11 protein-coding genes are annotated in these 11,685 nt (G+C 75.4%); 5 read left to right on the top strand and 6 right to left on the bottom strand.

Annotation, left to right across the window (positions count from 1 at the left end; all coding sequences use genetic code 11):
• Nucleotides 1–122: 122 nt before the first annotated feature.
• From ABD811_RS10790 to ABD811_RS10775, 4 genes are read right to left on the bottom strand one after another with little or no spacing between them, the layout of a single operon-like run.
• Nucleotides 123–896 carry an HpcH/HpaI aldolase family protein gene (locus ABD811_RS10790; RefSeq protein ID WP_344944714.1) on the bottom strand — a complete coding sequence of 258 codons (774 nt, stop codon included), beginning with the start codon at nt 894–896 and terminating at the stop codon, nt 123–125.
• A 24-nt stretch (nt 897–920) separates the two neighbouring features.
• Nucleotides 921–1,913 (bottom strand): aldo/keto reductase, encoded by a 993-nt coding sequence (locus tag ABD811_RS10785; RefSeq protein WP_344944711.1) that lies wholly within the window; start codon nt 1,911–1,913, stop codon nt 921–923.
• Between the two features lie 5 nt (nt 1,914–1,918).
• On the bottom strand, nt 1,919–2,890 hold the full coding sequence (locus tag ABD811_RS10780; RefSeq protein WP_344944708.1) for a phosphoglycerate dehydrogenase: 972 nt from the start codon (nt 2,888–2,890) through the stop codon (nt 1,919–1,921).
• Nucleotides 2,887–4,323: an Nramp family divalent metal transporter gene (locus tag ABD811_RS10775; protein WP_344944706.1), complete on the bottom strand. Its 1,437-nt coding sequence runs from the start codon at nt 4,321–4,323 to the stop codon at nt 2,887–2,889. Before ABD811_RS10775 ends, ABD811_RS10780 begins: the two co-directional genes overlap by 4 nt.
• Before the next feature lie 178 nt (nt 4,324–4,501).
• On the opposite strand from ABD811_RS10775, the gene ABD811_RS10770 reads away from it, so the two are divergent.
• Genes ABD811_RS10770 through ABD811_RS10760 form a run of 3 tightly spaced genes read left to right on the top strand, consistent with a single transcriptional unit; the run spans nt 4,502 to nt 7,667 of the window.
• A complete protein-coding gene (locus ABD811_RS10770; protein WP_344944703.1) occupies nt 4,502–5,809 on the top strand; it encodes a four-carbon acid sugar kinase family protein in 1,308 nt (435 codons plus the stop codon).
• The gene (gene pdxA, locus ABD811_RS10765) at nt 5,806–6,792 is read left to right on the top strand and encodes a 4-hydroxythreonine-4-phosphate dehydrogenase PdxA (protein WP_344944700.1); all 987 of its coding nucleotides are present in this window, start codon (nt 5,806–5,808) and stop codon (nt 6,790–6,792) included. Before ABD811_RS10770 ends, pdxA begins: the two co-directional genes overlap by 4 nt.
• Before the next feature lie 8 nt (nt 6,793–6,800).
• Nucleotides 6,801–7,667 carry a DeoR/GlpR family DNA-binding transcription regulator gene (locus ABD811_RS10760; protein WP_344944697.1) on the top strand — a complete coding sequence of 289 codons (867 nt, stop codon included), beginning with the start codon at nt 6,801–6,803 and terminating at the stop codon, nt 7,665–7,667.
• Nucleotides 7,668–7,697: 30 nt separating this feature from the next.
• Here the strand turns inward: ABD811_RS10760 and ABD811_RS10755 are convergent, their stop codons facing one another.
• Nucleotides 7,698–8,336: a class I SAM-dependent methyltransferase gene (locus ABD811_RS10755; protein WP_344944694.1), complete on the bottom strand. Its 639-nt coding sequence runs from the start codon at nt 8,334–8,336 to the stop codon at nt 7,698–7,700.
• 11 nt (nt 8,337–8,347) lie between these two features.
• Nucleotides 8,348–9,055 (bottom strand): carbon-nitrogen hydrolase family protein, encoded by a 708-nt coding sequence (locus ABD811_RS10750; RefSeq protein WP_344944692.1) that lies wholly within the window; start codon nt 9,053–9,055, stop codon nt 8,348–8,350.
• A gap of 105 nt (nt 9,056–9,160) precedes the next feature.
• Between ABD811_RS10750 and ABD811_RS10745 the strand changes: the two genes are divergently transcribed.
• Complete coding sequence (locus tag ABD811_RS10745) at nt 9,161–10,873, top strand: APC family permease (RefSeq protein WP_344944689.1); 1,713 nt, start codon at nt 9,161–9,163, stop codon at nt 10,871–10,873.
• Between the two features lie 51 nt (nt 10,874–10,924).
• The gene (locus ABD811_RS10740; protein ID WP_344944686.1) at nt 10,925–11,680 is read left to right on the top strand and encodes an aminotransferase class IV; all 756 of its coding nucleotides are present in this window, start codon (nt 10,925–10,927) and stop codon (nt 11,678–11,680) included.
• The last annotated feature ends 5 nt before the right edge of the window (nt 11,681–11,685 follow it).

The following is an 11,685-nucleotide window of genomic DNA, read 5'->3' as shown; positions in this document are numbered from 1 at the left end:
GACGTCATCGGCGACCCGGCCCGTCTGCGCGCGACGCGCGTCGCCCTGCTCGGCGCGCCGTCGCCCGTCCGGGCCGCCTGACAGCGGGCCTGCCCCGGACGTGTGCCGGGCGTGGGCGGGTGTCAGGACGAGCGGGCCGCCTTCAGGTGGGCGGCGGCGGCCTGCTCCAGATGGACCAGGTCGGAGGAGACGGTCGCGAACGTGTAGCCCTCGGCGAGCCGGGCGGCGGCGGTGGCGCCGTCCGGGCAGTGGAAGCCCGCCGCGATGCCCGCCTCGGCGGCGGTCTTGGCGATGCGCGCCGTCGCGTCGGCGAACGCGTCGGCCACGTCCGGGTCGCCGGGGAACCGGCCGCCGAGCGCCAGGGTCAGGTCGGAGGGGCCGACGTACACCCCGTCCAGGCCGGGCACGGCGCAGATCTCGGCGAGGTTGTCCAGCGCCCCGGCCGTCTCGATCATCACGACGCAGGCGACGGCCTCGTCGGCCTCGGCGGGACGCGGGCCGACGCGCAGCGACGACCGCATCGGCCCGTAGCTGCGCACGCCGTGCGGCGGGTAGCGGCAGTACGCGACGGCGGCCGCGGCCTCCTCGGCGTCGTTCACCAGCGGGACGATCACGCCGCGGGCCCCGGCGTCCAGGGCGCTGCCGATCCAGTACCCGTCGTTGGCCGGGACGCGCACCATGCCCGCCGACACGCCCCGGGCGTCGATCGCCGTCATGGCCGACAGCCACCCCGGGTAGGCCATCAGCCCGTGCTGGCCGTCGGCGCACACGTAGTCGTAGCCGAGGCCGGCGATGCGTTCGGTGCCCACCGGGTTGTCGCACACCACCCAGTACCCGAGCAGGCGCTCGCGGGCGCGCAGCCGGGCGGCGAAGGAGGACGGTCCGTTGTCGCTCATATCAGTGATCCTTTGCGGGCGTGATCAGCGGTTGTAGGCGGGCGCGGGACCGCGCAGGCGCTCCCAGACAGCGTCGCAGAGCTCGGCCAGGTCCGCGCCGGGCGGGGGTCCCTGGGCGGCGGCGATGTTGGCCTCCAGGTGCTCGACCCTGGACGAGCCGACGAGCACCGCGCCCACGGCGGGACGCGACAGCAGCCAGCGGAACGCCAGCTCCGGCAGGGTCAGGCCCGCCTCGGCGGCGCCCCCGGCGAGCGCCTCGACGGCCTCGAACAGGCGCCGGTCCCAGTACCGCCGCCGGTACATGGCGGCCAGGCCCGAGTCGCCGAACCGGCCGGCGGCGGGCGACTCGTCGAACCGGTGCCGTCCGGTCAGCAGCCCGCCGCCCAGCGGGTTGTAGACGATGTTGACCAGCCCGGCGCGCTCGGCGAACTCGGTGTACTCCTCCTCGATGCGGCGGCTGATCAGGTTGTAGAGCGGCTGCGACAGCACCGGGACGGGCGCGCCGCGGCCGGCCGCGGCGGCGCGCAGCTCGGCGATCTGCCAGGCGGCGAAGTTCGACACCCCGACGTACCGGATCTTGCCGGCGGCGACGTGCTCGGCCAGCGCGTCCAGGGTCTCCTCGATCGGGGTGCGCCGGTCGGGCTGGTGCAGGTAGTAGACGTCGAGCCGGTCGGTGCGCAGGCGGCGCAGGCTGCCGTCCAGGCAGCGGCGGATCGCCTCGGCCGACAGCGGCGGGGCGTCCCCCGCGTCGGGGTGCGGGATGCCGACCTTGCTCGCCAGCAGGAAGCGGTCGCGGCGCGTCGCCAGCAGCTCGCCGAGGATCTCCTCGCAGGCGCCGCCCGCGTAGCCGTTGGCGGTGTCGAGCATCGTGACGCCCGCGTCGGCGGCGACATCGAGCATGCGCGCGGCGGTGTCGCGGCCGACGGTGTCGCCGAACGTCATCGTGCCCAGCACCAGCCGGGAAAGCTCCAGGTCGGTGCCCGGTACCGGGACGGTCTCCATGTTCTTCTCCGTCATGGTCGTCACACCACCGGGTTCACGGGAGGAAGGCCGCGCAGGACGCGCACCACGTCGGTGGCGACCGTGGTGCCCATGGCGGCGTTGGCCTCGTGGCTGAACGCCCCGCAGTGCGGGGTGAGCACCACGTTGGGCGCGTCCAGCAGCGGGCTGCCGTCCGGCGGTTCGGAGGCGAACACGTCGACCGCCGCGCCCGCCAGGTGGCCGTCGCGCAGCGCCTCGGCGAGCGCCGCCTCGTCGACGAGCCCGCCGCGCGCGGTGTTGACCAGGTAGGCGCCGGGCCGCAGGCGGGCCAGCTCGGCGCGGCCCAGCAGCGGCGGGGCGCCGGGCGCCAGCGGCAGGTGCAGGGTGACGACGTCGGCGGCGGCCAGGCACTCGTCCAGTCCGGCGGCGCGGACGCCCTGCTCGGCGAAGACCTCGGCGGGCAGGTGCGGGTCGTAGGCGACGACGGTCATGTCGAAGCCGCGGGCGCGGCGCGCCACGGCCTGGCCGATGCGCCCGAAGCCGATCACGGCGAGGGTGCGGCCCGCCAGCTCGGGGCCGAAGAACCGCTCCCAGCGGCCCTGGACGACCGACGTGTGCGCCGGGACGATCCGCCGCACCGCCGCCAGCAGCAGCGCCATGGTCATGTCCGCGACGGCCGTGGTGTTGGCGCCGGGGGCGTTGACGACGCGGATCCCGGCGGCGCGGGCCGCCGCCACGTCGATGTTGTCGACGCCGACGCCGTGCTTGGCGATCACGCGCAGCGACGGCGCCGCCCCGATCACCTTCGCGGTCACCGGGTCCAGGCCGACGACCAGCGCCGCCGCCCCGGCCGCCTCCCGGACCAGCTCGTCCTCCGCCAGCGGGTGCGCGAAGCGGGAGCGCCGCGCGGGGACGCGCGCCTCCTCGAACACCCGCCACGGGCTGTCGGTGTACCGGGCGAAGCTCTGGGTGGTCACCACCACCTCGCCCGTGGAGCCGGACATGTCCGTCATCCCCCTGATCCGATCTCGATTCCGAAGACCTCCAGCACCGTGTAGACCCCCAGGACGCTGATCGCGATGGTGCTGAGCACGAGCGCGGTGTTGAGCAGCCGGCCGTCCCGGAACTCGCGGTCCACCTCGGTGCGCCGCAGCCACCACACCGCGATGACGACCGCCACCAGGAAGATCCCGCCGCCGATACCGCCGATCTGCACCATGAGCACCGGCGACTGCAGGTAGAGGAAGAACAGCGCCCACAGCGGCGGCAGTGTCAGCGTCAGGATGCGGATGACGCGCTGCCGCTTGCGCACGTCCGTCCAGTCGAACACGCCCAGCAGGCCCAGGGTGTTGGTCCACAGCCGCGGCACGCTGGCCGACGACGCGATGGCGGTGGAGTAGAGCACGGCGAACGCACCCGCCAGGAACAGGTACTCCGCCCACGGCCCGAGGGTGTCGGTGTAGATCCGCGACAGCGTGGTGATCATCTCGTTGCCCTCGGGCACGAGGTTCTGCGGGTGCAGCACGGCCGCGCCGATGAGGTAGAACGACAGCGTGCACAGGGTGCACACGGCCCAGGCGGCCAGGGCGTCCACGCGCATGACGCGGATCCAGCCCCTCGCCCGGCGGGCGCGCTCCTCGGTGCCGTCGTCGGGGCCGGTCCAGCGGGCGTAGCCCTTCTCGATGCACCAGTAGGTGTAGGTGGTCATCTCGTCGGCGCCGACGCCGGTGATGCCGAACATCGCCACCGCGAAGCCGAGCGTCCCGGCGGGGACGGCGAACTCCAGCCCGGAGCCCAGGTCGGACGGGCCGTACCCGAAGTCGGTCAGCGGCAGCCCGAGGGCCAGCAGCACGGTCGCGATCGTGAACACCACGACGGTCAGGAACGCCGCCCGCTCGATGGTGCCGTACCGGTTGCGGTACAGCAGCAGGACGATGCTGAGCACGACCGCCACCGTCCAGAAGGTCAGCGACGGCATGGACAGCGGCTCGCCCACCACCGGGAGCAGCACGCTCAGCGCGGCCGCCGCGCCGCCGATGATGCCGCCGCGCTGCATCATCTTGGCGAAGTCCATGCCGATCCACAGCACGTTGATCCAGCCGACCCGGCCGAACCGCGGCGGGACGCGGCCGTAGCCCTCCAGCGCCGGGGAGCCGCTGAGGATCGTCCACTTGGCCAGCTCGATCTGCACCCAGACCTTCACCAGCGTGCTGACGATCACCAGCCACAGCAGGACGAAGCCCGCCTTGGCGCCGAGCGAGGTCGTGGTGATCAGCTCGCCGGAGCCGACGACCGCCGCGGACAGGATCATGCCCGGCCCGAGGTGCCGGAGCGTGCCGCGCCAGTCGGTCGGGGGTTCCTTCACGTCCGCCGCGCGCAGCGCGTAGGGGTCGTCCGGCGGTCCGGCGGGCTCGGGCGCCCGCGGGGCCTTGCTGTCCACCGCCATAGGGGGTTCGTCCTTCCCGTTCGCGCCCGTGGGCGCGGTGCGCGCCCTGCGGGCGGCAACCCGCAGGTTACCTGCGCGTTACGCAGAGCAGGTAACCACTTATGCGCGAATCGCGCAAGAGTTTCCCAAGGTCGCGCGAGAGAGTGCGCGTTTCGCGCAATGTCGGGTAAGGTGCGCGGTGAGAGACGAGCGCGGCCCGCACGCCGCGCTCCAGAGGGCCGGACGGACGGGGGGCGCGGGTGTGGACGCACCGGGCACGCTGGTCGTCGCCGACGACCTGACCGGAGCCGCGGACGCGGGAATGCCCTTCGCGGCGCGCGGTCTGCGCACGGTCGTCGCGCTGGGCACCGTGCCGCCCGGCGCGGCGGTGACGGTCGTCGACACCGACTCCCGGCACGCCGACCCCGCCACGGCCGCCGCGCGCGTCGCCGGCGCGCTGCGCGGGCGCCGGCCGGGCGCGGCGGTGCTGAAGAAGGTCGACTCGACGCTGCGCGGCAACCTGGCCGCCGAGATCGGCGCGCTGGCCGGCGCGGTGGCCGGGCCGGTGGTGTTCGCCCCGGCCTTCCCCGCGACGCGGCGCACCGTCCGCGACGGCGTCCCCTACCTCGACGGCCTGCCGCTGAACGAGACCTCCGCGTGGGCGGCCGAGGCCCGGCCCGCCCCCGCCCGCGTCGCCGACGCGCTCGCGCCGCTGCCCACCGCCGTCATCGGCCTGGCGGACGTGCGCGGCGGGCACGACGGTCTGCGCGGACTGCTCGCCCGCGCGGGCGAGCAGGGCCGCATCGCGGTCTGCGACGCCGTCACCGACGACGACCTGCACGCCATCGTCCGCGCGGGCGCCGGGCTCGGCGCCGCGTGGGCGGGCTCCGCCGGGCTCGCCTCGGCCCTCGCCGCCGCCCAGGCGCCGCCCGCCGCGATCCCCGCCGCCCGGCCGGACGTCCCGGGACGGGCCGTGGCCGTGATCGGCAGCGCCGGCACGGTGGCGCGGGCCCAGGCGCGGCGCCTCGCCGAGGAGTTCGGGCGGTCGATGTTCATCGACGTGCCCGACCTGCTCGACGCCGGACCCGCCGGGCTGGCCCGGCTCGCCGCCGCCGTCCCGGACGGCGACGTCGTCATCGCGCCGCGCCCCGACGGGCCGCCCGACCCGGCGGTGTCGCGGCGGCTGACCGAGGCGCTGGCCGTCGTGTCCGCACCCGCCGCGGCCGAGGCCGGGCTGCTGGTGCTGACCGGCGGCGAGACCGCCCGCGCCGTCCTCACCCGGTGCGGGCTGTCCGCGCTGACCCTGCTCGCCGAGGTCGCCACCGGCACCGTCCTGTCAAGGGCCGCCGTCTCCCCCGGCGCGGCCGCCCCCGAGACCCCCGGCGCCGACGCGGCGCCGCGCTCCCCGTACGTCATCACCAAGGCGGGCGGCTTCGGCGGACCGGAGACCCTGGTCCACGCGGTCGCCGCGGCCCGCGCCCTCCCCGCTGGAAGGAACCCCCAATGAGCACACCCCTCATCGCCGTCACCATGGGCGACGCGGCGGGCATCGGCCCCGAGGTGATCGTCCGCGCGATCCCGCGGGTGGCGGAGTTCAGCCGGCCCGTCGTGATCGGCGACGCGGCGCGGCTGGCCGAGGCCGCGGCGATCTGCGGCGTGCCGCTGACCCCGCACGTCGTCGACGAGCCGGAGCAGGCGCGCTTCGCCCCCGGCACCGTCGACGTGATCGACCTCGGCCTGATCCCGCGGGGCCTGCCGTTCGGCGAGCTGTCCCCCGTCGCCGGGGAGGCCGCCTACCAGTACGTGCGCGTCGCGTCCGAGCTGGCGATGGCCGGCAAGGCGCAGGCGATCTGCACCGCGCCGCTGAACAAGGAGGCGCTGCACGCCGCGGGGCACCGCTACCCCGGCCACACCGAGCTGCTGGCCGAGCTGACCGGCGTGCCGGAGGTGTCGATGATGCTGGCCACCGACACGGTCCGCGTCATCCACGTCACCACCCACATCGGGCTGATCGACGCGATCGAGCGCATCGACCACGGCCTGGTCGAGCGCACCGTGCGCCGCGGCCACGACACCCTGGTCGCCGCCGGGATCGAGCGGCCGCGCATCGCGGTGTGCGGGATCAACCCGCACGCCGGGGAGAACGGGCTGTTCGGGCGGGGCGAGGAGGAGGAGAAGATCGTCCCGGCGCTGGAGCGGCTGCGCGCCGACGGCGTGGACGCGCGCGGGCCGCTGCCCGCCGATACAGTGTTCTTCCGGGCCGGCCGGGGCGACTTCGACCTGGTGGTGGCGATGTACCACGACCAGGGCCACGGGCCGGTGAAGATCCTGGGCTTGGAGGCGGGTGTGAACATCACCGTGGGCCTGCCGGTGATCAGGACCTCGGTCGACCACGGCACGGCCTTCGACATCGCGGGCACCGGAAAGGCGGACGCGGGCAGCATGGTGGAGGCGATGCGCCAGGCCGCCCGCCTGGCCAGGCGGACATGAGCCCGGACATGAGCACCGACACCGGCACCGACAGCGGCACCGACAGCGACAGCGGCACCGGCACGGGCACCGGAGCCGAGGCCGTCGCGGCGGCGGGCGCGGGCGAGCGGCTGCGGGCCGCCGAGCGCCGCCGCCTGATCGAGGAGCTGGTCGCGGCGCGCGGCAGCGTGGCCGTGGAGGAGCTGGCCGCCTCGCTGGGCGTCACCCAGTCCACGATCCGGCGCGACCTGGCCCTGCTCACCGAGCGGGGGCGGCTGGCCCGCACCTACGGCGGCGCCATGCCGGTCACCGCCGCCCCGGCCGAGTCGTCGGTGGGGCAGCGTTCGCACGAGCACGTCGCCGAGAAGGACCGCATCGGCCGGTGGGCCGCCGCGCAGATCGCCGACGGCGAGACCGTCCTGCTGGACGCGGGCACCACCACCGGGCGGCTGGCCCACCACCTGCGCGCCCGCACCGACCTGACGGTGATCACCAGCGGGCTGACCGCGGTCACCGAGCTGGCCGACGCGCCCGAGATCGACCTGGTGGTGCTCGGCGGGTCGCTGCGGCACATCAGCCAGGGCCTGGTGGGGCCGCTGGCCGAGCTGGCGCTGTCGCGGCTGACCGCCGACCGCGCCTTCCTCGGCGCCGACGGCCTGGACGCCGCCCTCGGCATCTGCGAGGCGAGCCTGGTGCAGACCCGGCTCAAGGAGCAGATGGCCGAGCGCGCCCGCGAGGTGTACGTGCTGGCCGACGCCAGCAAGCTGGGCCGCGCCCCGTTCGGCGCCTGGGCCACCCTGCCCGGTCCGTGGACGCTGGTCACCGACCACACCGCCGACGAGGAGCGGCTCGCCCCGTTCCGCGCGCTGCCGCAGGTGCGCGTCGTCCGCGCCTGACCGCCGCCCGCCCGGCGGCGCGAGGCTTCGTCACAGGCGCAGCACGGACGCCGGGGTGACGGCGCGTTCCTCCAGGTGGCCGGTGCCGGGTACGTCGTAGCGGGCCAGGACGGTCAGGCCCCCGGGCAGGTAGGGGCGGTGCGGGTCGCCGACCAGGACGTCCACGCCGTGCCGCCGCTGCGCGCGCAGGAACGCGGTCATGACCTCGGCGAGGTCGGGGTCGTAGCAGACGTCGCCGGCGAGGATCACGTCGGCCCGCACGGGGGCGCGGGAGGCCAGCACGTCCGCGCACAGCACGTCGACGCGCGCGCCGTTCAGGGCGGCGTTGAGGCGGACGGCGGTGGCGGCGAGCGGGTCGACGTCGCAGGCGGTGACGTGCCCGGCCCCGGCCAGGGCGGCGCAGACCGCGACCATGCCGGACCCGCTGGCCAGGTCGAGGACGCGGCGCCCCGCCACCAGCCCGGGATGATCGAGGACGTGGCGGCCCAGCGCCTGGCCGCCCGCCCAGGGGAACGCCCAGAACGGCGGCGGAACGTCCTCGGTCCGTTCGCCGGCGACGGCCTCCCACGCGGCGAACGGCTCGTCGGCCAGGTGCAGCCGCAGCTCGGGCAGCAGCGGCGGCGCGGCGACCCGGGTCAGCGACCGCACCACCGCCTCGTGCTCGTCCATGCCGGGCGCCGTCATCGGAGGGTCGCGCGGACGAGGTCGCCGGGCTCGGTGCCGGCCCGGGCGATGACGCCGCCGTCCGGCGCGCAGATCCGCGAGCCTCCGGCGGCCCGCGCGTACCCGCCGCCGCCCGCCCCGGCGAAGCTCGCCACGACGACGAACACGTCGTGGTCGGCGGTGATGCGGCTCGCGCGCTCCTCGATGGCGCGGGCGTCGGAGTCGTGTTCCAGGACGCCCGCGACGTAGACGTCGACGCCCAGGGCGGCGGTGTCGGCGGCGTGCCTCGGGATGCCGGTGTCCTTGCAGATGGCCAGGCCGAGCCGCCAGCCGTCGACGTCCAGGACGCCCGGTTCGTCCCCGGGCGTGAACCGGGCGGGCTCGTCCCCGCCGAGCCACATCTTGCGGTAGGCCACGCGTGCTCCGGAACCGTCCACGGCCAGCATCGCGATGTGCTTCCCCTCCCCCTTCCCGGCGGGTACGGGAGCCCCCGCCAGGGCCAGCGCCCCCGTGTCGGCGCAGGCGTCGACCAAGGGACGCAGGCGCGGATCGTCCGCCGTGACGGCGGGGGCGTCCAGCTCGTATCCCGTCAGGGACATCTCGGGAAAGACCACCACGCGCGCCCGCGCGGCACGGACGGCCGCCGCGTGGGCCGCCGCGTTCGCCGCGACGTCCCGGGGCGCGCACACCGGCTGGGCGGCGGCGATCGTGAGCGGGTAACGCATCGGACGCCTCCTGTACCGGGTTCCTCGTGATCTTCTCATCGCCCGCCACGCACCGTGAGGACGGTCCTGGAAAGGGTACGTCCACGCAGGTCACCGGGAGGGAAGATGGCACGGCGGCCGGCGTCGGCGAACGGCGGGGGGCTCAGGCGGGAGGTCGGGCTGATCCCGCTGATGTTCTTCTCCCTCGGCTCGATCATCGGCTCCGGCTGGCTGTTCGGGTCGCTGTACGCGGCGCGCGGCGCGGGACCGGCCGCCGTGGTGTCCTGGGTGATCGCCGGGGCGGGCATCGTCCTGCTGGCGCTGGTGCACGCCGAGCTCGGCGGCATGTACCCGCGCGCGGGCGGCACCGCGCGGTTCGCCCACTTCGCGTTCGGCGGGCTGGGCGGCTTCACGGTCGGCTGGCTGAGCTGGATCTACTCGGTCACCCTGGCGCCCATCGAGACCGAGGCGGCGCTGCAGTACGCCGACAACTACCTGCCGTGGGTGATGCACACCTCGGACGGCACCGCCGTGCTGAGCGCGGGCGGGTACGCGCTGGCGGCGGTGCTGATGCTGCTGTTCTCGTTCGTCAACGCCCTCGGCGTGCGGCTGTTCGCCGAGACCAACGCCTGGGCGGTGTGGTGGAAGACCGCCGTGCCGATCCTGACGATCCTGGTGCTGCTGGCCACGTCGTTCCACGCGGGCAACTTCACCGCCGGGGGCGGCTTCGCGCCCGAGGGGCTGAAGGGCGTGCTGTCGGTGACGGCCTCCAGCGGCGTGGTGTTCGCGCTGCTGGGCTTCGAGTCGGCGATCCAGATGGCCGGCGAGAGCCGCGACCCGCACCGCCACGTCCCGATCGCGGTGGTCGGCTCGATGATCGTCGGTGTCGTGGTGTACCTGCTGCTGCAGATCGCGTTCCTCGGCGCCCTCGCCCCGCAGGACGTGCGGCACGGCTGGAACGCGCTGTCGTTCAGCGGCGAGTTCGGCCCGTTCGCGGGGCTGGCGACGGGGCTGGGCCTCGGCTGGCTGGCGGTGATCCTCTACATCGACGCGGTGATCTCCCCCGCGGGGACCGGCCTGGTCTACACCGGGATCCAGTCCCGGCTGCTGTACGCGATGGGCCGCGACCGCTACCTGCCCCGGCGGCTGGCCGAGCTGAGCCCGCGGGGCGTGCCGCTGCTCGGCATCATCGTCGGCTTCGTCGTCGGAATGGTCATCTTCCTGCCGTTCCCCGGGTGGAAGCAGCTGGTCGGCTTCGTCACCTCGGCGGCCGTGCTGATGTACGCGCCCGCCCCGGTCGCGCTGGCGGTGCTGCGGCGCGGCGACCCGGACCGGCCGCGGCCGTTCCGGCTGCCCGCCGCGAGCGTGCTGGCGCCGCTGGCGTTCGTCATGGCCAGCCTGCTGATCTTCTGGGCGGGCTGGCCGACGGTGTGGCGGCTGCTGGCCGCCGTGGCCATCGGCGTGGTCCTGCTCGGCGGCTGGCACGCGCTGCGCTCCGGCGCCGGGCGCCCGCCCGCCGAACCGGCGGAGGACGAACGGGCGCAGAGCGAACAGGCGGAGGGCGGACGGCCGCCGCTGGACTGGCGGTGGTCGCTGTGGCTGTGGCCGTACTTCGCGGGCATGGGCGTGCTGTCGTACCTGGGCTCCTTCGAGGGGCGCGGCGTGCTGCCGTTCGGCTGGGACATGGCCGCCGTCGCGGTGTTCGCCCTGCTGATGTTCACGGTGGCGGTGGCCCGGCCGCTGCCGGGCCACATGACCCGCCGCTACGTCGCCGCCAGCGAGTCCGAGGCCCCCGACCTGCTCGCCGCCGCGACCGGCCCGGTGGAGCCTCCCCGCTGACCCCCTCGGCCCCTGGCGTTCCGGGCGGCCCGCTCCGCTACGGTGACGAGTGTGCTTCCGCGAACCGAGATCGACGGGCACGCGCCGAGCGCGGCGGAGGTGCTGCCGGCGGCCCTGGTCAACTACGGCCACGTGACGGTCATGCAGGTGCGCGACCGGGCCGTCCGCGGCCTGGACCTGCACCTGGCCCGGCTGGATGCGGCCAACCGCGAGCTGTTCGGCGTCGGCCTGGACGGCGGGCGCGTCCGCGACCACGTCCGGCACGCCCTCGCCGACACGGCCGACGCGACGGTGCGCGTCACGGTGTTCCGCGGCGACGGCGGCGTCTCGGTCATGGTGACGGTGCGGTCCCCGGAGGAGGCGGTCGCGACGCCGCAGGGGCTGCGGTCGGTCGTCTACCGGCGGCCGGTGCCCCACATCAAGCACACCGGGACGTTCGCGCAGATCCACTACGGGCGGCTGGCCGAGCGCGAGGGGTTCGACGACGCGCTGCTGGTCGACCACGAGGGCGTCGTGTCCGAGGCGGGGATCGCCAACGTCCTGTGCCACGACGGCGACGCGTTCGTGTGGCCGGACGCCCCCGCCCTGCCCGGCATCACGATGCGGCTGCTCGACCGCGCCGGGCTCGGCGCCCGGCGCCGCACCGTCCGGCTGGCCGACCTGCCGTCATTCGCCGCCGTCTTCGTCACCAACTCGCGCGGCGTCTCCCCGGTCGGCCGGGTCGACGACCGGACCGTCCCGCACGACACCGAGATCTTCGAGCGGGTGACCGGCCTGTACGCGTCGATCCCCTGGGATCCGCTGTGACGCCC

Origin of the sequence: Actinomadura miaoliensis, assembly GCF_039536785.1 — a bacterium.
GTDB lineage: Bacteria > Actinomycetota > Actinomycetes > Streptosporangiales > Streptosporangiaceae > Spirillospora > Spirillospora miaoliensis.
Note: the sequence above shows the minus strand (reverse complement) of the source record. Positions and strands in the feature narration are given on the sequence as shown.